20 protein-coding genes are annotated in these 21,588 nt (G+C 69.7%); 1 reads left to right on the plus strand and 19 read right to left on the minus strand.

The window, feature by feature from the left end:
- Positions 1-106: 106 nt before the first annotated feature.
- From ABEA33_RS12135 to ABEA33_RS12210, 16 genes are all read right to left on the minus strand, one after another.
- Positions 107-874, minus strand: a complete 768-nt coding sequence (locus ABEA33_RS12135) for a J domain-containing protein (protein WP_345527038.1) — start codon at positions 872-874, stop codon at positions 107-109.
- Entirely contained in the window at positions 871-1,479 is a 609-nt protein-coding gene (locus tag ABEA33_RS12140) for a hypothetical protein (protein ID WP_345527039.1), read from the minus strand. The genes ABEA33_RS12135 and ABEA33_RS12140 overlap by 4 nt, the downstream gene beginning before the upstream one ends.
- Positions 1,476-2,762: an MCE family protein gene (locus ABEA33_RS12145; protein ID WP_345527040.1), complete on the minus strand. Its 1,287-nt coding sequence runs from the start codon at positions 2,760-2,762 to the stop codon at positions 1,476-1,478. The genes ABEA33_RS12140 and ABEA33_RS12145 overlap by 4 nt, the downstream gene beginning before the upstream one ends.
- On the minus strand, positions 2,759-4,189 hold the full coding sequence (locus tag ABEA33_RS12150) for an MCE family protein (protein ID WP_345527041.1): 1,431 nt from the start codon (positions 4,187-4,189) through the stop codon (positions 2,759-2,761). The genes ABEA33_RS12145 and ABEA33_RS12150 overlap by 4 nt, the downstream gene beginning before the upstream one ends.
- On the minus strand, positions 4,186-5,325 hold the full coding sequence (locus tag ABEA33_RS12155; RefSeq protein WP_345527042.1) for an MCE family protein: 1,140 nt from the start codon (positions 5,323-5,325) through the stop codon (positions 4,186-4,188). Before ABEA33_RS12155 ends, ABEA33_RS12150 begins: the two co-directional genes overlap by 4 nt.
- Before the next feature lies 1 nt (position 5,326).
- The gene (locus ABEA33_RS12160) at positions 5,327-6,292 is read right to left on the minus strand and encodes an MCE family protein (protein ID WP_345527043.1); all 966 of its coding nucleotides are present in this window, start codon (positions 6,290-6,292) and stop codon (positions 5,327-5,329) included.
- Positions 6,289-7,323: an MCE family protein gene (locus tag ABEA33_RS12165; RefSeq protein ID WP_345527044.1), complete on the minus strand. Its 1,035-nt coding sequence runs from the start codon at positions 7,321-7,323 to the stop codon at positions 6,289-6,291. Before ABEA33_RS12165 ends, ABEA33_RS12160 begins: the two co-directional genes overlap by 4 nt.
- Positions 7,320-8,621 carry an MCE family protein gene (locus ABEA33_RS12170; protein WP_345527045.1) on the minus strand — a complete coding sequence of 434 codons (1,302 nt, stop codon included), beginning with the start codon at positions 8,619-8,621 and terminating at the stop codon, positions 7,320-7,322. Before ABEA33_RS12170 ends, ABEA33_RS12165 begins: the two co-directional genes overlap by 4 nt.
- A gap of 4 nt (positions 8,622-8,625) precedes the next feature.
- Positions 8,626-9,453: an MlaE family ABC transporter permease gene (locus ABEA33_RS12175; protein WP_345527046.1), complete on the minus strand. Its 828-nt coding sequence runs from the start codon at positions 9,451-9,453 to the stop codon at positions 8,626-8,628.
- Positions 9,454-9,458: 5 nt separating this feature from the next.
- On the minus strand, positions 9,459-10,244 hold the full coding sequence (locus ABEA33_RS12180) for an MlaE family ABC transporter permease (RefSeq protein WP_345527047.1): 786 nt from the start codon (positions 10,242-10,244) through the stop codon (positions 9,459-9,461).
- A 16-nt stretch (positions 10,245-10,260) separates the two neighbouring features.
- Positions 10,261-11,214, minus strand: coding sequence for an ABC transporter ATP-binding protein (locus tag ABEA33_RS12185; protein ID WP_345527048.1), 954 nt, complete (start codon positions 11,212-11,214; stop codon positions 10,261-10,263).
- A 455-nt stretch (positions 11,215-11,669) separates the two neighbouring features.
- Positions 11,670-12,062 (minus strand): 50S ribosomal protein L7/L12, encoded by a 393-nt coding sequence (gene rplL / locus ABEA33_RS12190; protein WP_345527049.1) that lies wholly within the window; start codon positions 12,060-12,062, stop codon positions 11,670-11,672.
- A gap of 89 nt (positions 12,063-12,151) precedes the next feature.
- A complete protein-coding gene (rplJ, locus tag ABEA33_RS12195; RefSeq protein ID WP_345527050.1) occupies positions 12,152-12,847 on the minus strand; it encodes a 50S ribosomal protein L10 in 696 nt (231 codons plus the stop codon).
- 219 nt (positions 12,848-13,066) lie between these two features.
- Entirely contained in the window at positions 13,067-14,017 is a 951-nt protein-coding gene (locus ABEA33_RS12200; RefSeq protein ID WP_345527051.1) for a D-2-hydroxyacid dehydrogenase family protein, read from the minus strand.
- Positions 14,018-14,065: 48 nt separating this feature from the next.
- Positions 14,066-14,746, minus strand: a complete 681-nt coding sequence (locus ABEA33_RS12205) for a hypothetical protein (protein WP_345527052.1) — start codon at positions 14,744-14,746, stop codon at positions 14,066-14,068.
- Between the two features lie 94 nt (positions 14,747-14,840).
- Positions 14,841-17,399, minus strand: a complete 2,559-nt coding sequence (locus tag ABEA33_RS12210; protein WP_345527053.1) for a LuxR C-terminal-related transcriptional regulator — start codon at positions 17,397-17,399, stop codon at positions 14,841-14,843.
- A gap of 92 nt (positions 17,400-17,491) precedes the next feature.
- Between ABEA33_RS12210 and ABEA33_RS12215 the strand changes: the two genes are divergently transcribed.
- Positions 17,492-19,213, plus strand: coding sequence for a hypothetical protein (locus ABEA33_RS12215; RefSeq protein WP_345527054.1), 1,722 nt, complete (start codon positions 17,492-17,494; stop codon positions 19,211-19,213).
- A gap of 56 nt (positions 19,214-19,269) precedes the next feature.
- On the opposite strand, the gene rplA is transcribed toward ABEA33_RS12215, so the two are convergent.
- From rplA to nusG, 3 genes are all read right to left on the minus strand, one after another.
- Positions 19,270-19,989: a 50S ribosomal protein L1 gene (gene rplA, locus ABEA33_RS12220; protein ID WP_345527055.1), complete on the minus strand. Its 720-nt coding sequence runs from the start codon at positions 19,987-19,989 to the stop codon at positions 19,270-19,272.
- Positions 19,990-20,045: 56 nt separating this feature from the next.
- Entirely contained in the window at positions 20,046-20,474 is a 429-nt protein-coding gene (rplK, locus tag ABEA33_RS12225; RefSeq protein ID WP_345527056.1) for a 50S ribosomal protein L11, read from the minus strand.
- A gap of 215 nt (positions 20,475-20,689) precedes the next feature.
- Entirely contained in the window at positions 20,690-21,559 is an 870-nt protein-coding gene (gene nusG / locus ABEA33_RS12230; RefSeq protein WP_345527057.1) for a transcription termination/antitermination protein NusG, read from the minus strand.
- Positions 21,560-21,588: the final 29 nt, after the last annotated feature.

The following is a 21,588-nucleotide window of genomic DNA, read 5'->3' on the forward strand; positions in this document are numbered from 1 at the left end:
AACAGGCTACCGCACGCAGGCAGCCGCCACAAACCCCGGGGTTCAGATGACCGGAGCGGCGTTGGCGACGATCATGAACTCCCGCGGCGGTCAGGTCAAGCACCGGTCACGTGTCGAGGCCGGAGACCAGCCAGTCTCCGTCGACCTTCTCCATCGTCACCGTGACCCAGTTCTTGTAGACGACCGGCTCTTTCTCCGCCTTGTTGGTGCGCGACTGGTCGACCAGCAGGAACACCTGGACCCGGTCGTCGTCGGCTCGCACGACACCGGAGCTGACGAGGTCCGCCTCGACCACCGTGCCGGTCGACGGCGCGTTGGCGGCGATGACGCCGTCGAAGAGCTTGGCGTACTCCTTGCGGTAGCCACCGGTGAGGTAGCCCTCGGCCGCGGCCTTCGACTCGTCGAGACGGGCGGCGTCGTACGAGAGGATCGGCACGATCGCCCGCTCCGCGGCCGCCCGCGCAGCCCCGGAGGCCTGATCGACGGACTCGTCGGACGGGACCGTGGCCGCGACCACCGCGGCGGCTCCGGCCATCAGCAACGCCACCACCCCGACACCCACGAGCAGCCACCCGGGCACGGCCCAGTGCTCGCGGGCGGGCTCTCGGGCGGGCGCCTCCGTGACGACGGCGGCCTCCGGCGCTCGCTCAGGCTCAGGCTCTGCCTCGGGCGGCGCGAGCTCGGCGTCGTACGCCGCGCGGCGCTCGGGGTCGAGGAGCACCTCGGCGGCCCGGTTGAGGGGACCGAAGCGTCGGTCGGTCGGGTCGAGCTCGGCGATCGCGAGGCGCCACGCGGCCCGGACCTCATCGGCCGACGCGTCCGGGGCGACACCGAGAAGGTCGTACCAGCTCGGGGTGTTCTGAGGGGTGTTCATCGGCCCTCCTCCGCGTTCACCGGGGCGTAGTCGTCGACCAGCCAGGCGCCGTCGGAGCGGACCAGGTCGACCTCCCAGCGCAGGACGTCGGGGTCGGACTCGACCCGCTTCGCGTCGTCCTTCGGATGTTGCGGGTCGGGGTAGCTCCCGGTGAAGCCGGCGGCGACGATCGCCTTCGCGGAGTCGCCGTCCATGGACTCGACCCCGACGCCGTACACCTTCACGGCACGGCTGTAGCCGGCCTGGGCGACGGTCTGCTCGGCGATCGGCAGCCCGGACTTCTCGAAGTCGGCGGCGAACTTCGGCGTGATCACCGCGGCGACCTGCTGCTGGTAGTCCGGCAGGTGGCCCTGGGCGTCGAGCTCGTCGGGTCCGTAGGTGTTGAGGCGGAGCACGAACTGCTCGGTCTGCCGCAGCACCGCGTCGCGCTCGGACTGGACCCCGTCGGCCTCGCCGCGGCGCTCGGCCAGCAGCCAGACCAGGGCACCGGCCGACGCCAGCAGGGCGATGACCAGGACTCCGAGCAGGACCACCCTGGCCCTGTTGTCGACTGGGCCGTCGGCGCGGCTGCTGGGCTCCTCAGGGGCCGAGCCGGGGGCGGTCACCTCTGGTTCTCGGTCAACGGCTGGAGAAATAGCCATTTCCACGTGTCCTCTCCGAAGCTCTTCGGTGCGAGCGTCCCGGGCTGGGCGCGGTCCGCCCCGACGTGGTCGCCCCAGCGGAGCCGACCGTTGTCGGGGTCGTAGGAGCCGACGACCGGCGCCCGGTGCGACGGCGCGGCGCGCTGCAGGTTCTGGATGCCGCGGGCGTTGCTCTGCGAGGCCGGCTCGGTGCAGCCGGCCTTCGTGTTCATGGGTCGGTTGCTGCCGTCCTGCGGCAGGCGGGTGTCGGTGCCCTCGTAGCCGCCGTGGCAGACCGGGTTGGTGGTCAGGATCAGCCCGAAGTGGGCGTCGTACCGGCCCGTGTCGGGCGACTTCGAGACGACCGTGAAGCCGCCCTCGACGACGTAGGGGTAGATCACCAGGATCTGCTCGATACCGGGAAGGTGCTTGACGATCACGTCGCCGGTGGTGACCAGGTTGTTGAGCAGCTCGGCCAGGTCGACGCGGTTCTGCTCGAGGAAGGTGCGCAGCTGGGTCGCGGTCGCCGAGCCCTGGTCGATCACCTCGCGCAGGTCCTTGTCGGATCCGGCGAGCGAGCCGCTGAAGAGGCTGAGCTGCTGGGCGAAGGTCCGGATCGCGCTGTCCTTGTCGGCCTGCGTCTTCAGCACGGTGTTGGCGTCGCGGATCAGGGCCGTGGTGACGTCGAAGTTGGCGTCGGCCTCGTTGATGAACGAGTTGCCGGTGTCGATGATCCGCTGGAGATCCGCGCCGGTGCCGGCGAAGGCCTGCCCGAGCTCGTCGACGGTGGTGGCCAGCGAGTCCTTGTCGACCGACTGGACGGTGTCGGAGATGTCGGCCAGGAACTTCTCGGTCGCGATCGGGGTGCGGGTGTCCGCCATCGCGATCTCCGACTTCTCCCCGAGGTACGGCGCCGCGTCGGTCCGGGGCTGGAGCTCGACGTACTGCTCCCCCACCGCCGACCGGTTGCCCACCACCGCGAGAGTGTCCGCCGGGATGGTGTCGTCACTGTTGTCGATGTCGAGGTAGGCGTCCACACCGTCGTCGGTGAGCACCAGCTTGCCGACCGCGCCGACCCGGACGCCGCGGTAGGAGACCTCACCGCCCTCGTAGATGCCGCCGGAGCGCTCGAGGTGGGCGACGACCGTGTAGTGGTCGTCGAAGAACACCCGGTCGAGCCGCGCGTAGCGCGCTCCGACGTAGCTCACCCCGAGCAGGGTGATCGCCACGAAGACGAGCAGCTGGAGGCGGACGCGGCGGGTGATCATCTCTGGCTCACCATCCCCGGGACGAGCAGGCGGACCAGGGCCGGGTCGAAGGTCCGGCTGAGGTCCCGCATCGTGGGTCCCCGGCCGGAGGACGCCGTCCTGGTGGGCCCGGCCGCCGCCCGGCCGAGGCCGAGCAGTTCGCCCAACACCGGGACGGAGGGCAGGCCCGACGGCAACCCGGGCACGTGCGGCAGGCCCGGCACCTGGGCGAGGGCCTGGCACACGACGGAGTCGCGGTTGCCGGGCTTGAGGCAGGCTTCGCGCAGCTTGGTGAGGCCCTGAACGGTCCCGATGAGCCGCTGGCAGGCCGCGCTGGTGAGAGCTCCGCTGCTCAGACAGCGGGTGAGCAGGTCGACCACCTTGGTGGGGTCGAGCTCGCTCGGCAGCAGCGTCGGCAGGTTGGTCGGGACACCGGTGATGCCACCGGACAGGTCGACGTCCAGCTCGATGGAGAGGTTGGTGTAGTCGCCCATGTGCAGGTTGCGCGCGACCTGCGGGTCGCGGCCGACGACCTCGTCGACGAAGGGGTAGGTGAGGAACACGTTGAAGGACTTCACGAACGCGTCGCCGGAGTTGGCCAGCTCGGTCAGCACCGGGTTGAGCTGCCGCAGGGCCTCGGTGGTGCCCTCCTTGGAGGCGTCGATGACCCGGACGCCGACGTCGCTGAGGTTCCGGAGCGACCGCAGCATCTTCACCAGGTCGCCGCGCTGCTGGTCGAGGGAGGTCAACGCGCTGGGCAGCTCGTCGAGCGCGGCGTCGATCGAGCCCTGCTGCCGGCGCACCGACTTGGCCAGGTTGTTGACCGAGTCGATCGCGGTGACGATGTCGGCCTTGTTGTCGTCGAGCTGGGTCATGAACTGACGGATCTGCTCGAGCACCGAGCGGGTCGCACCCTCGCGTCCGTCGAGGGCGTTGTTGACCTCGGTCGCGATCGTCTTGAGCTGGGCGACGCCGCCGCCGTTGAGGATCAGGCTCAGGGCACCGAGCACCTCCTCGACCTCGGGGTTGCGGCCCGTCTGGTCGAGGGACAGCTCCGCGCCGTCGGCGAGCAGGCCCTCGGGCGACTCGTCGGTCGGCGAGCCGAGGGACACGAACTTCTCGCCGAGCAGGCTGGTCTGGCGGATCTCGGCGATCGCGTTGGCGGGGAGCTCGACGTCCTTGCGGACGTCCATGGTGACCACGGCGTGGCCGCCGTCGAGGTCGATGTCGGTCACCTGGCCGACGCTGACCTCGTTGACCTTGACCGTGGACTTCGGCACGAGGTCGAGGACGTCGCGGAAGTCGGCCTTCACGGTGATCGCGTCGTCGCCCACGTCGGTGCCACCGGGCAACGGCAGCTTGAAGACGTCGAAGTCGCAGCCGGTGAGCAGCAGGACACCGGCGAGGGTGGCCACGACCGCGCGCAGGGCCTGGCGTCGCCGGGTCATCGGTCCTCCCCCGCGGGCCCGGACCCCAGGATGCCGCCGAGTGTCGGGTCGAAGCGTTCGGCGGAGCTCTTCCCGTTGGGCGCGGACCGGCCGAGCGCCTGCTTCACGAGGTTGCACAGCGCGCCCGAGCTGTCGGCCTGTCCGACGATCCCGCACAGCAGCGTCGACGGGTCGCCGGTGATCTGGTTGACCAGCTCACCGATGTTGGCGTTGGTGTCGAGCGTGCCGGCCTCGGGGTTGTAGGTCAGCGCGAGGTTGTTGAGCGCGAGGGGCGCCGAGTCGAGGATCTGGTCGAGCTCACCGCGGCGCTTCACCAGGACCTTGGAGACCCGGTTGAGCCCCGAGATGTTGCGGCCCAGGACGTCGCGGTTCTCCTTGACGAAGCTCGAGACCTCACCGAGCGCCGTCGAGAGGTTGGCCACTGCCTGGGACAGCTCGTCGCGCTCACCCGACAGCATCTCCGACACGTTGGAGAGCGAGTCGTTGAAGCGGCGTACGGTCTTGTCATTGGTGGCCAGCGTGCCGATGAAGCCCTCCAGCTTGCGGGCAGAGCCGAAGAGCTCTTCCTTGTTGTTGTCGAGGGTGTTGCTGAGCTTGCTGAAGTCCTTGATGGTCGTGTTGAACTTCGCGCCCTGACCGCCGAAGTTGGCGGCGGTGCTCTCGAGGAGGTCGGTGAGCGCACCCTCCTTGTTGGCCCCGGTCGGGCCGAGCGCGACCGTCAGGTCGTCGATGCTCGTGTAGATCTGGTCGAGCTCGAGAGGTACGGCGGTGCGGTCCTCGCTGAGCGTCGCGCCGTCGGCCAGTACGGCGCCGCCGTCGTAGACGGGCGTGAGCTGGACGAACCGGTCGCCGACGACCGACGGCGCGACGATCACGGCCTTGGCGTCGTCGGGCACCTGCACGTCGGCGTCGTAGTGCATCGTCACGACCACGTCGGTGCCGGACGGCGTCACCTTGTCGACGGTGCCGACCGGCACGCCGAGCACCCGGACGTCACTGCCCTCGTAGATCGAGATCGTGCGCGGGAAGTGGGCGGTCAGCGTCTTGGACTCATCGCCGCGGAACATCGTGAACGCCGCCGCGACCAGCAGCAGCACGATCACGGCCGGGACGACCACGCGCTTGAGCGTCGCCACGTCAGCCACCCACCTTCGGGACCGGGGGCAGGTTCTGGATGTAGGTGTCGAACCACGGTCCGTTGCCGAGGGTGCTGGCGAAGACCCGATAGAACGGCGCCATCAGGCGCAGGCTGTTGTCGAGGTTGTCCTCGTTCTTGTTCAGCACCGCGAGGACGTTCTCGAGGTGCTCGAGCGCCGGCTTGAGGTCGGCTCGGCTCTGCCGGATCAGGGTGGTGAGCTCCTTCGACAGCCCGCTCGTGGAGACGAGCAGCTTGTGGACCGCCTCCCGACGGGCGACGAGCGCCCGGAACAGCACGTCGGAGTCCTTCATCAGCCCGACGATGTCCTCGTCGCGGTCGTCGAGGACGGTCGAGACGCGGTCGAGGTTCTTGAGCAGGGTGTTGATCTGGCCGTCGCGTGCGGCGATGTTGGCGGACAGCCGGGAGACCCCGTCGAGGGCATCGCGGAACTCCTCGGGAGTGTTGCGGGTCAGGTCGGCCAGGGTGCCGAGCGACTCCGCGAGCTGGTCGGTGTCGATCTTGTCGGACGTCTCGGCCAGGCCGGAGAACGCATCCACGACGTCGTACGGCGAGCTGGTGCGCTCGACCGGGATCTCGGCTCCCTCCGGGAGCTGGCCGGTGCCCGCGGGCTCGAGCGAGAGGTACATCGCGCCGAGCAGCGTCTTCACCTTGATCGCGGCGTTGGTCTCCTTGCCGAAGCCGGAGTCGGACTCGACCCGGAAGGACACCTTCACGTGGTTGCCGTCGAGCTCGACCGAGTCGACCTTGCCGACGCGGACGCCGGCGATCCGGACCTCGTCGTTGGCCTTGAGACCGCCGGCCTCGGTGAAGGCGGCGGAATAGGTGTCACCGCCACCGATGACCGGCAGGTCCTGAGCCCGGAACGCGGCCATCACCAGCAGGGCGACGACGGCGAGGCTCGCGGCCCCGATCACCACGGGGTTGCGCTCGCGGAAGGGCTTCATCCGAGATCACACCTGTCGCTGCCGGTGTTGTAGTCCACGGGCACGGACTGGCCGCCCGGCAGGCGGACCCGGCCCTGGAAGTGACAGAGGTAGAAGTTGAACCAGGAGCCGTACGTCGCCGTACGGCCGACCTTGTTGAGCTTGATCGGCAGCACCTGGAGCGCGCGGTCGAGCTCGGCCTTGCCACTGTCGAGGTTGCCGGCCAGGCGGCGCAGCTGCTTGATGTCCCCGACGAACGGCTCGCGGATCCCGGAGACCAGGTCGGCGGTCTGCACGGAGAGCTCGGAGACGTCGTCCAGGGAGCCGAGGATCGCCTCGCGGTCGTCCTTCAGTCCACCGACGAACGTCCGGAACGTCCTGATCAGCTTGCTGAGCTGGTCGTCCCGGTCGCCGACGTGGTCGAGCACCTCGTTGAGGTTGTCGATCAGCTCGCCGATCACCTGGTCCCGGCTGGCCAGGGTCGAAGTCACCGAGGCCGTGTGGGCGAGCAGTCCCTCGAGGGTGCCGCCCTCGCCCTGGAAGACCTGGATGATCTCGTAGGACAGCTGGTTGATGTCCGTGGGCGACAGCGCCTGGAAGAGCGGCTTGAAGCCGTTGAAGAGGACCGTGAGGTCGAGCGCCGGCGTGGTCTGCGCGACCGGGATCGTGTCGCCGGGCTCGAGCTCGCCGGTGTCGCCGATCTGGTCGGAGAGCGAGATGTAGCGCTGGCCGACGAGGTTGCGGTAGCGGATTGCGGCGTGGGTGGCCTTGCTCAGCGTCTCGGTCTCCTCGACCGTGAAGGTGACCCGGGCGCGGGTGCGGTCGACGACGTCGACGTCCTTGACGCTGCCGACCTTCACGCCCGCGATCCGGATGTCGTCGCCCTTCACCACACCGGTGGCGTCGACGAACACGGCGCGGTACTCGTGCTTGGGCTGGAACGAGATGTTGCCGATCAGCACGACCAGCACGGACGTCGCCATCGTCGTGACGACGATGAACACGAGCAGCTTGACCAGGTCGGAGGTCGTACGGCGGTCGAGGATCTTCATCGCAGCGACACCTCCGCTCCCCGGGCCATCGGGCCGACCAGCAGTACGCCGAGATCGGGGACATCGGCGTCGCTCACGCCGAGGGTCGGGGCCAGCAGCGACCGCAGCAGCGCGGTCTCCTCGGGACTGCCGGGTGTGCCGGTGCGGAAGTTCGCGTTGGGCGCGACCCGGCTGGTGCCCTTGCCGGTCGGCTCGTCCACGCCGTCGTCGAAGTTCGGCTGGTGCCGCACCGGGTTCTTCTGGTTCCAGGGCGGGTTCGGCAGGTGCAGGCAGTTGGGGCCGCGGTCCTCGCCGAAGCGAGGGGTGTCGCCAGCGCCGTACGGCCGCGGCTGGTGCGGCAGCGTCTCCAGCACGATGTGGAGCGTGAAGCCGCGGAACGCCTCGGCCTGGAGCTTGCCGACGTTGACGATGCCGCGGGTCAGGCAGTTGAGCTCCGGGGCGTACTTCGCGAAGACCCGCAGCTGCTTGACCCCGACGTCACTGAGCCGGATCAGGTTGTCACCGTTGTCATCGAGGAAGTCGGTGGCCGTGTCGGAGAAGGCGGACACGTCGTCGAAGAGGGCATGCAGCTTCTCCTCGCGACCCTCGAGGGTGCCGGCCGTGACCACGGTGTCGTCGAGGATCTGCGCGATCTGCGGCATCACGTCGGCGTAGTTGTCGGACACCTCGGAAGTGAGGCGGAGGTCCTCGACCAGCTTCGGGATCTGCGGGTTGATCCGCTTGAGGTAGCTGTCGAGGGTCTCGATGTTGTCGCCGAGCTGGTCGCCTCGGCCGTCGAGCGCGGTCGCCAGGGCGCTGAGCGTCTGGTTGATCTGCGCGGGCTGGACGGTCCGCAGCAGCGGGTAGAGGTCCGACAGCACCTGCTCGACCTCGGTCGCGACGACGGTCCGCTCGATCGTGGCGCCGGCCTCGATGTGGTCAGCGTCGGGATCGTCCGGCACCACCAGCGACACGTACTTCTCGCCGAAGAGCGTCTTCGGCACGATCGAGCCGGTCACGTTGGCGGGGATGGTGTCCAGCTCGCTGGGGTAGATCCCCAGCGTCAGGTCGGCGCCGTCACCCGCTCCGTTGGTCTCGAAGCCCAGCACCTCGCCGACGATGACACCACGGATCTTCACGTCCGCGCGCTCGGGCAGCTGCAGGCCGATCGACGAGGTCTGCAGCTTGACCTCGTCGTACGCCGTGAACTTCTTGGTGAAGATCGAGTAGGTCAGGTAGACGCCGGCCAGGAGCAGGCAGAGGAAGACGATGCCCATGACCTTGGGCTTCGCCGTGCTGACGCGGGAGGTGCGGGCCATCGCGTCAACCACCGATCCGGACGGTGGTGGACGCCCCCCAGATCGCCATCGACAGGAAGAGGTCGATGACGTTGATCGCGACGATGCTCGTGCGCACCGCGCGGCCGACGGCCACGCCCACGCCGGCAGGACCGCCGGAGGCGTTGTAGCCGTGGTAGCAGTGGATCAGGATGACCGTCACCGCGAAGACCAGCACCTTGCCGAAGGACCACAGCACGTCCCCGGGCGGCAGGAACTGGTTGAAGTAGTGGTCGTAGGTGCCCGTGCTCTGGCCGAAGAACTGGGTCACGGTCAAGCGGGTCGCGAAGTACGACGACAGCAGGCCGACGACGTAGAGCGGGACGATCGCGATCAGGCCGCCGATGATCCGGGTGGTCACCAGGAACGGCAACGACGGGATCGCCATCACCTCGAGCGCGTCGATCTCCTCGGAGATCCGCATCGCCCCGAGCTGCGCGGTGAACCCGCACCCGACGGTCGCCGCGAGCGCGATGCCGGCGACCAGAGGCGCGATCTCACGGGTGTTGAAGTACGCCGAGACGAAGCCGGCGAACGCCGAGGTGCCGAGCTGGTTGAGCGCGGCGTACCCCTGCAGCCCGACCTCGGTGCCGGTGAAGAAGCACATCGCGGTGATGACACCGACGGTGCCGCCGATGACGGCGAGCGCCCCGGACCCGAGGGTGACCTCGGCCAGGATGCGCAGGATCTCCTTCTTGTAGCGGCGGATCGTGCGCGGGGTCCACGCGAGCGCGCGGACGAAGAACAGCAGCTCGTTGCCGAGGTTGTCGAGCGCCTTGGCCGGGCGGTCGTAGACGGCCTTGATGTTTGCCATCGCCTCTACCCGGTCTTCGGTGGGACGAGCTGGATGTAGATCGCGCTCATCACGAAGTTGACGATGAAGAGCAGCATGAAGGTGACGACGACCGACTCGTTGACGGCGTCGCCGACACCCTTCGGGCCGCCCTTGGCGTTCATGCCCTTGTAGCAGGCGACGACGGCGGCGATCAGGCCGAACACGAGCGCCTTGGCCATGCCCTGCCACAGGTCCGGGAGCTGGGCGAGCGCGGTGAAGCTGGCTATGTAGGAGCCTGGGGTGCCGTCCTGGAGCACGACGTTGAAGACGTAGCCGCCGGCCACGCCGACGACGCTGACGAGGCCGTTGAGGAAGACCGCGACCAGCATGCAGGCGAGGACGCGCGGGACGACGAGACGCTGGATCGGGTCGATGCCCAGCACCATCATCGCGTCGAGCTCTTCGCGGATCTTGCGCGCGCCGAGGTCGGCGGCGATGGCCGAGCCGGCGGCGCCCGCGATCAGCAGGGACGTCGCGATCGGGCCGGCCTCGCGGACCACGGCCAGGACCGCTGCCGAGCCGGTGAAGGACTGGGCACCGAACTGCTTGATCAGGCCACCGACCTGCAGCGCGATGACCGCGCCGAACGGGATGGCGACCAGGGCGGTGGGGATGATCGTCACCGAGGCGATGAACCAGGCCTGCTGGATGAACTCGCGGGTCTGGAACGGTCTCCGGAAGAGTCCACGGGCGACGTCGAGACCGAAGGCGAACAGCTTGCCGGCGGTGCCGACGGGCGCGAGGACCCGCTGGGCGGTGGATGAGGACATCAGGTCACGACTTTCGTCACCCGCCGATGACCATCGACATGTTCTCCTGGAAGGAGCCAGGAGGCGGAGTCACCCCGTTGTCGCGGCACCATCCGCCGGGCTCACGCTGGCTGCGACGGGGCATGCCGTTGGAGGGCTCGAGCTGGAGCGGGATCGGCGGCAGCGGCGGCATCGCGAAGCCCTCTTCGGCCGCGAGCTCGTCGGCGTCCTTCTCCTCGGACATGCCGATCGGGCCGACCGTCTGCGCGTTCAGGAACTGCCGCACCACGGGCTCCTCGGACGAGAGGAGCATCTCGCGGGGACCGAACATCGCCAGGTGCTTGTGGTAGAGCAGCCCGATGTTGTCGGGGACGGTGCGGGCCGTGTTGATGTCGTGGGTGACGATCAGGAAGGTCGCGTCGATCTGCGCGTTGAGGTCGATGAAGAGCTGGTTGATGAACGACGTGCGCACCGGATCGAGCCCGGAGTCGGGCTCGTCGATGAGCAGGATCTCGGGGTCCAGCACCAGGGCACGGGCGAGGCCGGCGCGCTTGCGCATCCCACCGGAGATCTCGCCGGGCAGCTTGTCCTCGGCGCCGATGAGGCCGACCAGGTCCATCTTCTCCATGACCACGTCACGGACCTCGGACTCGGACTTCTTGGTGTGCTCGCGCAGCGGGAAGGCGACGTTGTCGAAGAGGTTCATCGAGCCGAACATGGCGCCGTCCTGGAACAGCACACCGAAGAGCTTGCGGATCTCGTAGAGGTCCTTCTCGGAGCAGCTCGCGATGTCGGTGCCCTCGATCATGATCGAGCCCTCGTCGGGCTTGAGCAGGCCGACCAGCGCCTTGAGGAAGACGGACTTGCCGGTCCCGGAGGGGCCGAGCATCACGGAGACCTCGCCCGCGGGGATGGCCAACGAGACGTTGCCCCAGATCACCTGCTTGCCGAACGACTTGCTGAGGTTGTCGACCTTGATCTCCACACCCATGAGCGTCCTGTCCCTCCATCGCTGCACGCGCAAGCACGTCCGAACCGATCCCCCATCTCCCTGACCTGTACCAACGCGGACCGGCCGGCGAAGTTACGCGCGGGTTTCCTTCCCCACCTCCACCCGGCTACACCTAGGCGCGCCGCACGTCTGGACCGTTCGTCGTCGTACGACGGCAGAATCTCGTGAGGGGCGGCCGCCCGGTCGGGTGGCCGCCCAGACCCGGGCGATCACCGTGTCGACGGGGACGGTGCGCCCGCCCGAGAGCGCGAGCGACGATCGCCCGCTGCCGCGGCGACCCGAGATCCACCGGCTGTTCCCCGAGGCGCGCCTCGACGGGTCCGAGCACGGCGATCTCCACCCGTCACCCTAGGTAGAAAGTCGAGGGAAAATGCCACAAGGGGCGATCACCGATGTCGGTGACCGCCCCTCGCGGAGGTGCAGTTAGTGCAACGTCACTTGACGGTGACGGTGGCTCCGGCGGCCTCGAGGGCCTCCTTCGCCTTGTCAGCGGCAGCCTTGTCGACCTTCTCGAGGATGGCCTTCGGGGCGGACTCAACGAGGTCCTTGGCCTCCTTCAGACCGAGTGAGGTGAGGCCGCGCACCTCCTTGATGACGTTGATCTTCTTCTCGCCAGCGGACTCGAGAATGACGTCGAACTCGTCCTGGTCGGCAGCAGCGTCAGCGGCACCCGCGCCACCGCCGGCGGCGGGAGCAGCAGCAACGGCGACGGGAGCAGCAGCGGTGACGCCGAAGGTCTCCTCGAACTGCTTCACGAACTCGCTGAGCTCGATGAGGGTCATTTCCTTGAACGCGTCGAGCAGCTCGTCGGTGGTGAGCTTCGCCATGGTGGCGTTTCCTTCCATTCGGTGGTCCGGGGGACGTGGTGGTCGTCCGGACCGGGTTTCAGGTGGTGTGTACCGGGCTGATCCGAAGATCAGGCCTCGGTGGCTTCGCCCTCGTCGGAGGCCTCGGCGGCGGGGGCGTCAGCCTCCACCGCAGGGGTCTCGTCGGCGGGGGCCTCGGTCTCGGCGGCCGCCTCGGGGGCGGTCTCCTCGGCCGGGGCCTCCTCGGCGGCGACCGGCGCAGTGCCGGCACCACCTGCGAGGATCGAGGGGTCCTGCTCGGCCTTCGCCTGCAGCGCACCCGCGAGACGGGCGGCCTGGGCGAGAGGAGCGTTGAGCAGGTAGACGGCCTGGCTGAGCGACGCGAGCATCGCGCCGGCCAGCTTGCCCATCAGCACCTCACGCGACTCGAGGTCCGCCAGCTTGGCGATCTCGGAGGCGTCGAGGGGCTTGCCGTCCAGGACGCCACCCTTGATGACAAGGGTGGGGTTGGCCTTGGCAAAGTCACGCAGACCCTTGGCCGCCTCGACGACGTCGCCATTGATGAAGGCGATCGCGGTCGGGCCGGTCAGCAGGTCGTCGACGCCTTCGATGCCGGCCTCGGAGGCGGCGATCTTGGCGAGCGTGTTCTTGACCACGGCGTAGCTGGCGTTCTCGCCGAGGGAGCGCCGCAGGTCCTGCAGCTGCTTCACGGTGAGACCGCGGTACTCGGTCAGCACAGCACCGGCGGCACCGTTGAACGAGTCAACGATCTCCGCGACGGCTGCCTGCTTGTCTGCCCGCGCCATGGGTCTCCTTCCGGTGGTCGACCACCAGCGTCTCGGCCCCGGAATGACGAACGCCCCGAGCGCAAGGCTCAGGGCGTGGAATTCGCGGATCGCTCCGCGGTTCTGCTCTGTCCCCTGCGCAGGCCGTCCGCTTCGCGAACCCTTCGGTCAGCCTGCAGTGCACAGGATGACAACCGGCGGTCATTGGTTTCGTGGAGAACAGTACGGGCGCGGTCCTGGTCAGGACAAATCGGTGAGGCTGCGCACAGGCGACCCCGCCCGCCAGGCGGTGATGTCCTCGACCGCCTCGGTGAAGAAGGTCCGGTAGTTGGCCTCGGTGACGTAGCCGAGGTGCGGCACTGCGAGCAGGTTGGTCAGCTCCAGCAGCGGGTGGTCCCCGGGCAGCGGCTCGACGTCGTACACGTCCAGCCCGGCGCCCGCGATCCACCCGGACCGCAGCGCATCCAGCAGTGCGTTCGTGTCGACCAGCCCCGCCCGTGCCGTGTTGACGAGGTACGCCGTCGGACGCATCGCGGCCAGCTCGGGAGCGGCGACGATGCCGCGCGTGCTGTCGGCGAGGACGAGGTGGAGCGACACGAAGTCGGACTCCGCGAACAGCTCGGACTTCCCGACGAGTCGCGCGCCCTCGGCGGCAGCGCGCTCCTCGGTGAGGTGCGGGCTCCAGGCGATCACGTCCATCTCGAAGGCCCGCGCGACCCGCGCGACCCGGGCACCGATGCGGCCCAGGCCCACCAGGCCCAGTGTCGCGCCGGCCAGGTCGCTGCCGACGGTCGACTGCCACGGCGACTCCGGCGACGCGAGCAGCTCGGACTCGGCGACCAAGTGCCGGGCCAGGCCGAGGACCAACGCCCAGGTCAGCTCGGCCGGCGCAGCCGCGGACGAACCGGTCCCGCAGACCGTCACCTCGTAGTCCCGGCAGGCATCGAGGTCGATCGACGCGTTGCGCCGACCGGTGGTCACCACGAGGCGCAGGTCGGGCAGCCGGCCGATCAGCGACCGGGTCAGCGGGGTGCGCTCACGCATCACCACGACGACCGCGGCCCCATCGAGGATCTCGGCCAGCACGTCCTCGTCGTCGACGTGGTCCCGCACGGACGCGACCGTCACTCCGTCGAGCACCGACCAGTCGGCGTACGACGTCGCGACGCCCTGGTAGTCGTCGAGGATCACGCAGTGCACCACCCCACCCTCCCAAACTTGGGAGCCGACGGGAGGGGATCAGCAGGTGACAGCGATGAAGAAGGTGTCCTGGATCGAGGTCCCGGTGTCCCACTGGAAGAGGTTCACGGCCAGCACCGCAGGGCCCTGGGTCGACCGGGCCACGCCGATCATCGCCGGGATGACGTACTCATTTGACCCGATGGCGTTGCCGTCGCCGGACGAGACCTGGTAGCCGCACTGCGACACGTCCCTGGGGAAGGTCACCCGGTACTGCCAGAACCCGCCGTTGAGCTGCGCCTCCGACGTCACGCCGGCGCTGCCTCGGCTGACGGTGCCCGCCTGGGAGACGAAGGCCCAGTACGTCGCGGTGCCCTTGAGCGCGTCGACAGTGGCGGCCGACAGGTCGGAGGTGTCGATCGAGCCGTCCAGGATCTTCGCGCCACTCACCGCGTTGCCCGCGATGTCGGCCGCCGACACAGCTCCGTCCAGGATCTTCGCGCCACTCACCGCGTTGCCCGCGATGTCGGCCGCCGACACAGCTCCGTCCTGGATCTTGGCGCCGGTCACGGCACCGTTGGCGACCTTCGCGCCGGTGACATCACCGTTGGCGATCTTGGGCGTCGTGACCGCGCCGTTCTTGATCTGCCCGGTGGTGACCTTGGCTGCGGCGTACGCCGACCCGGCTCCGGTCGCGACGATCAGCGCGAGGACCGAGATGAGGAGCGCAGCCGGGCTCATCGCCCGATCGAACCGAAACATGATGCTCCTGAGGAGAGGTAGTGGTGCTCGGACGCTACGGAGCCGTGCCGCACCGCGCCTGAGTGGCGACTACTCAAACCGCCCCGATGACCCCGACCACGCTCCCGAGCTCGGTGCGCGACTGGATGCCGAGCTTGGCGTAGCAGCGGGCGAGATGGTTCTCGACCGTCCGCACCGACAGATGCAGGGCCGCCGCGATCTCGGCGTTGGATGCGCCCGACGCGGCGCGCTCGGCCACCACCCGCTCGCGAGGACTGAGCGGGTCGGCGGGCACTCCCAGGAGGAGCGGGGTCCGTGGGGCGCCCACCCTGGCTGCCAGCTCCCCCGCCCGGTGCCGCGCCCGAGCCGCCTCCCGCCCGGTCGTCGAGCGGGCCAGCTCGGCGTGGGCCTCGGCGGCGAAGAGCACCGCCCCTGTCTCCTCGAAGGCGAGGGCGGCCTCAGCCAGTGCGGCCGGGTCCCGGAGCTCGATGCCGCGCGCCAGTGCCTCACGCGCCTGGGCCATCGGCGACGCCAGGCCGAGGTCGACCAGGTGCCGCCAGACCCCCGAGCGTGCCCCCAGACGCAGCTGTTCGTGCAGGATCCACGCCTGGGAGACCACGGCCCCGCTCACCTTCGCCGACCGGAGACCGGCCTCCAGGTGACCGAGGGCCAGACCCGGGCGGCCCTGGGCCGCGGCCGTCCAGGCCCGGGCGATCGGCACGTGGTGCCGCAGGAAGCCGACGCCGTCGGGTAGCTCGTCCAGACGCCGCAGCGACGGCCCGTCGGCGACACCCTGCATCCCCTGGGCCGCGATCAGGACCGCGAGGGCCAGCCGCTGGCAGTCGACCATCGCGGCGGGCGCCGAGGCGAGCAGGCTGCGCCGCGCCCAGGTCGCCGCCGTCGCGGTGTCGCCGATCTGCATCCAGGCGGCGCCGGCGTTCAGCGCGGCCCAGGCCCGCTCGAGGACCCGGCCGTCCGCGAGCGCACCCTGGTGCGCCTGCTCCGCGCAGGCCGCCGCCTCCTCCAGCCGGCCGTGCTCCCGCAGGGCGTTGGAGAGGTTGGTCAGGTGCTTGTAGCGGGTGGCCGCGTCCGCGCTGGCTGGATCATCGGCCGCAGCCGCCAGCGCGCCCTTGGCCACCGCGATCGCCTCGGCCGTCCGGCCCAGCTGGGTGTTGGCGTGGGTGAGCGTCCCCAGGTGCAGGTAGCGCAGGTCCGAGGGCAGCACTGCCGGATCGATGTCGCCTACGAGGGCCAGGGCCTCCTCGGCACGGCCGCCGTAGACGAGCCCGTCCGCCTGGGCGACGGCGAACACCTCGACGATGAGCGGGGTGCCCTCGGGGTAGCGCTGCGCTTCCGTCCGCAGCACCTCGGCGGCGCCGGGCAGGTCGAAGCTCCCCCACACGACCAGGTTGTGCAGGGCCACGGCGAGAGCCGCCGCCAGGGCACCGATCGGCTGCTGCGGCAGCACCCGACGGATCAGCGACCCCGCGTCGTCGAGCTGGCCCAGCTCGGCGTACGCCGTGGCGGCGACCAGCGTCGCCTGCCCGGACACCTCGACGTCGACCGCTGCGACCGCACCCAGGGCGAGACGCAGCGCCGTGCCCGGGCTCCCACCCGCCATCGCGAGCCGGGCGGCGACCAGCAGGCCGTCGAGGTCCGGGACGTCCCCCGCCTCCAGGGCGAGGGCGGCGGCCCGGACGACGTCGTGACCGGGGACCGCGCGGACCAGGGTGGCATGGTCACGATGGAGATCCTGGCGCTGCAGGGGGGTCAGGGTGTCCCAGACGACCTCGGCCAGCAGCGGGTGCGCGAAGCGCAGGACGTCACCGGACCAATCGGCGACCTCGGCCTCGACCAGCTCGTCGAAGCACCGGCCGCGGCCGGAGAGCGTCACCTCCGCCAACGGCATCCGCTCGGCGACGGCGAGCAGGTGCGCCGCTGCGACGGCCTCCCCGGACAGCCCGTCGAGGCGGGCGAGCAGGAGCCGCCGCGGTTCAGCCGGCAACCGCAGCCGGCCCGGCGCCAGCCAGCCGGCGTCCGTGCGGACCAGGTCACCGCGGGTCCGAGCCTCCCCGACCAGCTGACTCACCAGCAGCGCGTTGCCACGCGATCGTCGCCACACCTGGTCCACGAGCGCCGGGTCGACGGCGTCGCCGAGGAGCTCCTCGAGCAGCTGCTCGGTCTCGGCGGGGTCGAACGGACGGATCAGGTGCGTGGTCGTCCCGGCGTCGTGCGTGACCGCGGCGACGGCCGCCGGCAGCTCACCGTCCTCGGTCCGCACGGAGGCCAGCAGCATCCGGTCGCGGTCGCGCGCCACCCGTACGGCGACCGCGAGCGAGACCTCGTCGAGCTGGTCCAGGTCGTCGACGACCAGCACCCCACCTGCGGGCACGGCCTCGAGCACGCCGGCGACCATGGTGGTGAGGGACTCCCCCGACGTGACCAGGTGCGCCAGCGCCCCGAGCGGGACCGACGCCAGCCCGCGGGCACCCCAGGCCCGCACCGCGGTGCGCTCCGCAGCGAGGACGTCGAGGAGGTGCGACTTGCCGACGCCGGCGTCACCGACGACGAGGACGACCCGGGCGGAGGCGTCCCTCAGCCGGGCGCGAACCAACGCCAGGTCGCGGCCCCTCCCGACCGTTGCAGCGACCATGACCAGATACTAGGGTGACTACCCGTCCGGGCTGGTCCGTTTGAGTAGTCGACACTCAGGACGCCCGGCCCGCTCATCCCTACGGTCGTGCCGTGCGACACCTCCGGACCCTTCTCGCGACGCTCCTCGCGACCGCCCTGGTGGCCGCGATGACCGCTTCACTGCCAGCCGCGCAGGCCACCCTGGCGCCCGGGTCGATCAGCGGCACGGTCGTCGTACCTCCTGGCTACGACCCCCGAGACGTCCAGGTCGGGATCACCCACGCCGGGGCGCCATTCCAGAGGCTTGCGACCGCATGGGCGGACGTCGACGGGCACTTCCTCCTGCCCGACGTCCCGGTCGGCGACTACCACGTCTTCTTCGGCACCTACGAGCGCGACCTCAACGTCTGGCAGGGACAGCCGGCCTGGTGGACCTCCCCCGGCGTGGTCACGGGGACCTGCTGCGCCGACGCCGGTCTGAGCTCCACCGGCATCGTGACTGTCGAGTCCAGCACCGACCACGACCTCGGGTCGTCTCCGCTCCTCACGCACCTGCCGATCCACTCCGTCTCCGGCACCCTGATCCCCCCGCCTGGCCACCAGTCGACGGGCACCGAGGTCGAGCTCTGGTACTTCAGCGACGGCGCCTACAACCGGTGGGGCGGCTGGAACCGCGTCCCCGGTATCCCGTCGCACGTCGTTGGGCCGGACGGTGCGTACTCGTTCGACGTCCTGCGCGGCTACTGGACGTTCGAGAGCTACGCCCTGCGAGTGGTGGACCCGAGCCACACCTACGCGTTCTCGTTCGCCAACGGAGGCATCGACGCGAGCACCCCCGGTACCTCGGGGGACTTCGGCGCCGGCGCGGCCGGGCTCATCCGGGTCCCCGCCACCAACACCGACGTCGAGCTCGGCTCGCACCAGCTGAAGCTGCCGATAGACGGGACCGGCACCGTCGCCATCGCGGGCACCATGCCCGGAGACCCCACCCGTGCCGAGTGGGGACGCACCCTCACCGCGGTCACCGACGTGACGTGGGACAAGCCTTCGGTGAGCACCGGCTTCCAGTGGTACCGCAACGGCCAGGCCGTCGACGGGGCCACCGCTGCGACGTACGACCTAGACACCATTGAGGACGGCTTCGAGACCCAGTTCTCCGTGCGGGCGGTGCCGACCGGCCACTGGGCCGTCGAGGTCCCGATCGAGTCGGCGTCCGTGACGGTCGAGAACACCACCCCGTTCAACCGGGTCCTCCCGCCGGTGGCCGGGGACGCGGTCGTGGGTCGCGCACTGCTCGCCTCGCCCGGCAGGTGGACGCCGACCCTGACGAAACCGGACGGCACGTCGGCCTACACCCACACCTACCAGTGGTTCCGGGGGGACAGCCCGATCACCGGGGCGACGAACCGGCTGTACGTCGCCACCGCGGCCGACTTCGGTGCCCGGCTGCAGGTCCGGGTCACGGCCGACTACCTCAACGTCGACGGCTCCGAGTTCGCCGCCCCGGCCGCGGTCTTCTCCGCGGCGACCGCCGCGGTCCGCGCGCCGGCGGCGCTCGGCCTGAAGGTGTCCAAGGCGAAGCGGCCTCGCCGGGCTCCCCAGCCGCGGACCACGATCGCGGTCACCGCCCGGGTGCTCGGCTCGCCGAGCGCCGGCCGGGTCCGGATCCTCGACGGCTGGAAGGTGCTCCGGACACTGCAGCTCAAGAAGGGGCGGGCCTCGGTGACGCTCCGGCTGGGGAAGGGCCGACACGTCCTCACCGCGGTCTACGTGCCGACAGCCCTGGTCTTCCACGGCTCGTCGCCGACACGGATCTGGAAGGTGCGCCGATAGCAAACGCCCCGGCCCGCTCGAGAGCGGACCGGGGCGTTCGGACGTCGTACGTCAGCTCAGGCGCCGGCCTCGTCCTCGGCCGCGACGTTCTTGGTGCGGTTGGGGTCGACCTGGACACCGGGGCCCATGGTCGTGGAGACGGTGACCTTCTTGATGTAGCGGCCCTTGGAGCTGGCCGGCTTCAGCCGGAGCACCTCGTCGAGCGCCGAGGCGTAGTTCTCCGCGAGCTGGGTCTCGGAGAAGGACGCCTTGCCGATGATGAAGTGCAGGTTGGCGTGACGGTCCACGCGGAACTCGATCTTGCCGCCCTTGATGTCGGTCACGGCCTTGGCCACGTCCGGCGTCACGGTGCCCGTCTTCGGGTTCGGCATCAGGCCACGCGGGCCGAGCACGCGGCCGAGGCGGCCGACCTTGCCCATCATGTCGGGGGTCGCGACGACGGCGTCGAAGTCGAGGTAGCCACCGGCCACCTTGTCGACGAGCTCGTCGCCACCGACCTCGTCCGCACCGGCGTCCAGGGCGGCCTGCGCCTTGTCGCCGTTCGCGAACACGAGGACTCGGGCGGTCTTGCCCGTGCCGTGCGGCAGGTTGACGGTGCCACGGACCATCTGGTCCGCCTTGCGCGGGTCGACGCCGAGGCGCATGACGACGTCAACGGTCTCGTCGAACTTCTTCTTGCTGGTGGTCTTCGCGATCTTGATCGCGGCCAACGGGGCGTGGAGCTCGTCCTTGTCGAACGTGTCCGCCGCCGCGCGGTAGGTCTTGCTGCGCTGCATGGTGTTCCTCTTCTTTCAGGAGATGTGGTTAGCGAGCCAGCGCGGCTCTCCCACGTTCAGTCGGTGGTGACGCCCATCGAGCGGGCGGTGCCCTCGACGATCTTCATTGCTGCGTCGATGTCGTTCGCGTTCAGGTCGGGCAGCTTGGTCTGGGCGATCTCGCGCACCTGGTCCTTGGTCAGCTTGCCGACCTTCTCCGTGTGCGGGGTGCCCGAGCCCTTCTTGAGACCGGCAGCCTTCTTGATCAGCTCGGCGGCCGGCGGGGTCTTGGTGATGAACGTGAACGAACGGTCTTCGTAGATGGTGATCTCGACCGGGATCACGTTGCCGCGCATGGACTCGGTCTGCGCGTTGTAGGCCTTGCAGAACTCCATGATGTTCACGCCGTGCGGACCGAGCGCGGTACCGACGGGCGGAGCGGGAGTCGCGGCGCCGGCCTGCAGCTGCACCTTAACGAGCGCGGCGATCTTCTTCTTGGGAGGCATCGTGCTTCTCTTTCTGATCTCGTGGTCATGACGAGGTGTACGTCGTACGCCTCTGCCACCTGCTGTCGCCCCTCGTGCTCGGGCAACCTGTCTATTGTGCTGCGGTTCTCGTGATCTGCGAAATCCCGATCCTCTGGATTTCGAGACGCGTCGCGCGCCCCCCGCTCCTCGATCTCAGCGCGGGCTTCTGACCGGTCGGAGCAGGCTCCGTCCGATCAGACGCGCTGAATCTGACTGAAGCTGAGCTCGACCGGAGTCTCCCGGCCGAAGATCTCGACGAGCGCCTTGACGCGCTGCGACTCGGCGTTGATCTCCGTGATCGTCGCGTGCAGTGTGGCGAACGGACCGTCGACCACCATGACCGAGTCAGAGACGTCGAAGTCGGCGACCTCGACGGGCTTCTTGGCGACGGCACCGGACGAGGAGGTCGAGGTGCCGGCGGCAGCCGCCTCGGCCTCGGCGCGGGCGACGACCGCGGGGGCGAGCATGCTCTCGACCTCGGACATCGACAGCGGGACCGGCTGGTGGCTGTGCCCGACGAAGCCGGTCACGGACGGGGTGTGGCGGACTGCGGCCCAGGACTCGTCGGTGAGGTCCATGCGGACCAGGACGTAACCGGGGAGAACGGTGCGCTTGACCATCTTGCGCTGGCCGTTCTTGATCTCCGCGACCTCCTCGGTGGGGACCACGATCTCGTGGATGTAGTCCTCCATGTTGAGGGAGATGATGCGGTTCTCGAGGTTCGACTTCACCCTGTTCTCCATGCCGGAGTAGGTGTGCACGACGAACCAGTCGCCGGGCTTCGCCCACAGCTCGCGGCGGAAGACCTCGAGCGGGTCGTTGTCGTCGCCCTCTTCGTCGTGCTCAGCGCCATCCTCGGGGGCCGGGCCTTCGTCGCCCTCGGCCTCGGAGAGCTCCGCGCTGGAGCCGGCGGCCTCGTGATCGTCGAGGCCCATGGCCTCGTCGCTGTCCTCATCGCTGACCTCGGCGTCGAGACGCGGGTCGTCCTCCACCTCGGGGCCGTCGTTCGGCTCGCCGTACTGGTCCTCGAGGGTGGGCTCCTGCTCAGACACGTCCTGCTCCATCACGTTGGGTGCTGCTGTGGTCGATCCGC

Origin of the sequence: Nocardioides endophyticus (assembly GCF_039543845.1) — a bacterium.
Taxonomy (GTDB): Bacteria; Actinomycetota; Actinomycetes; order Propionibacteriales; family Nocardioidaceae; genus Nocardioides; species Nocardioides endophyticus.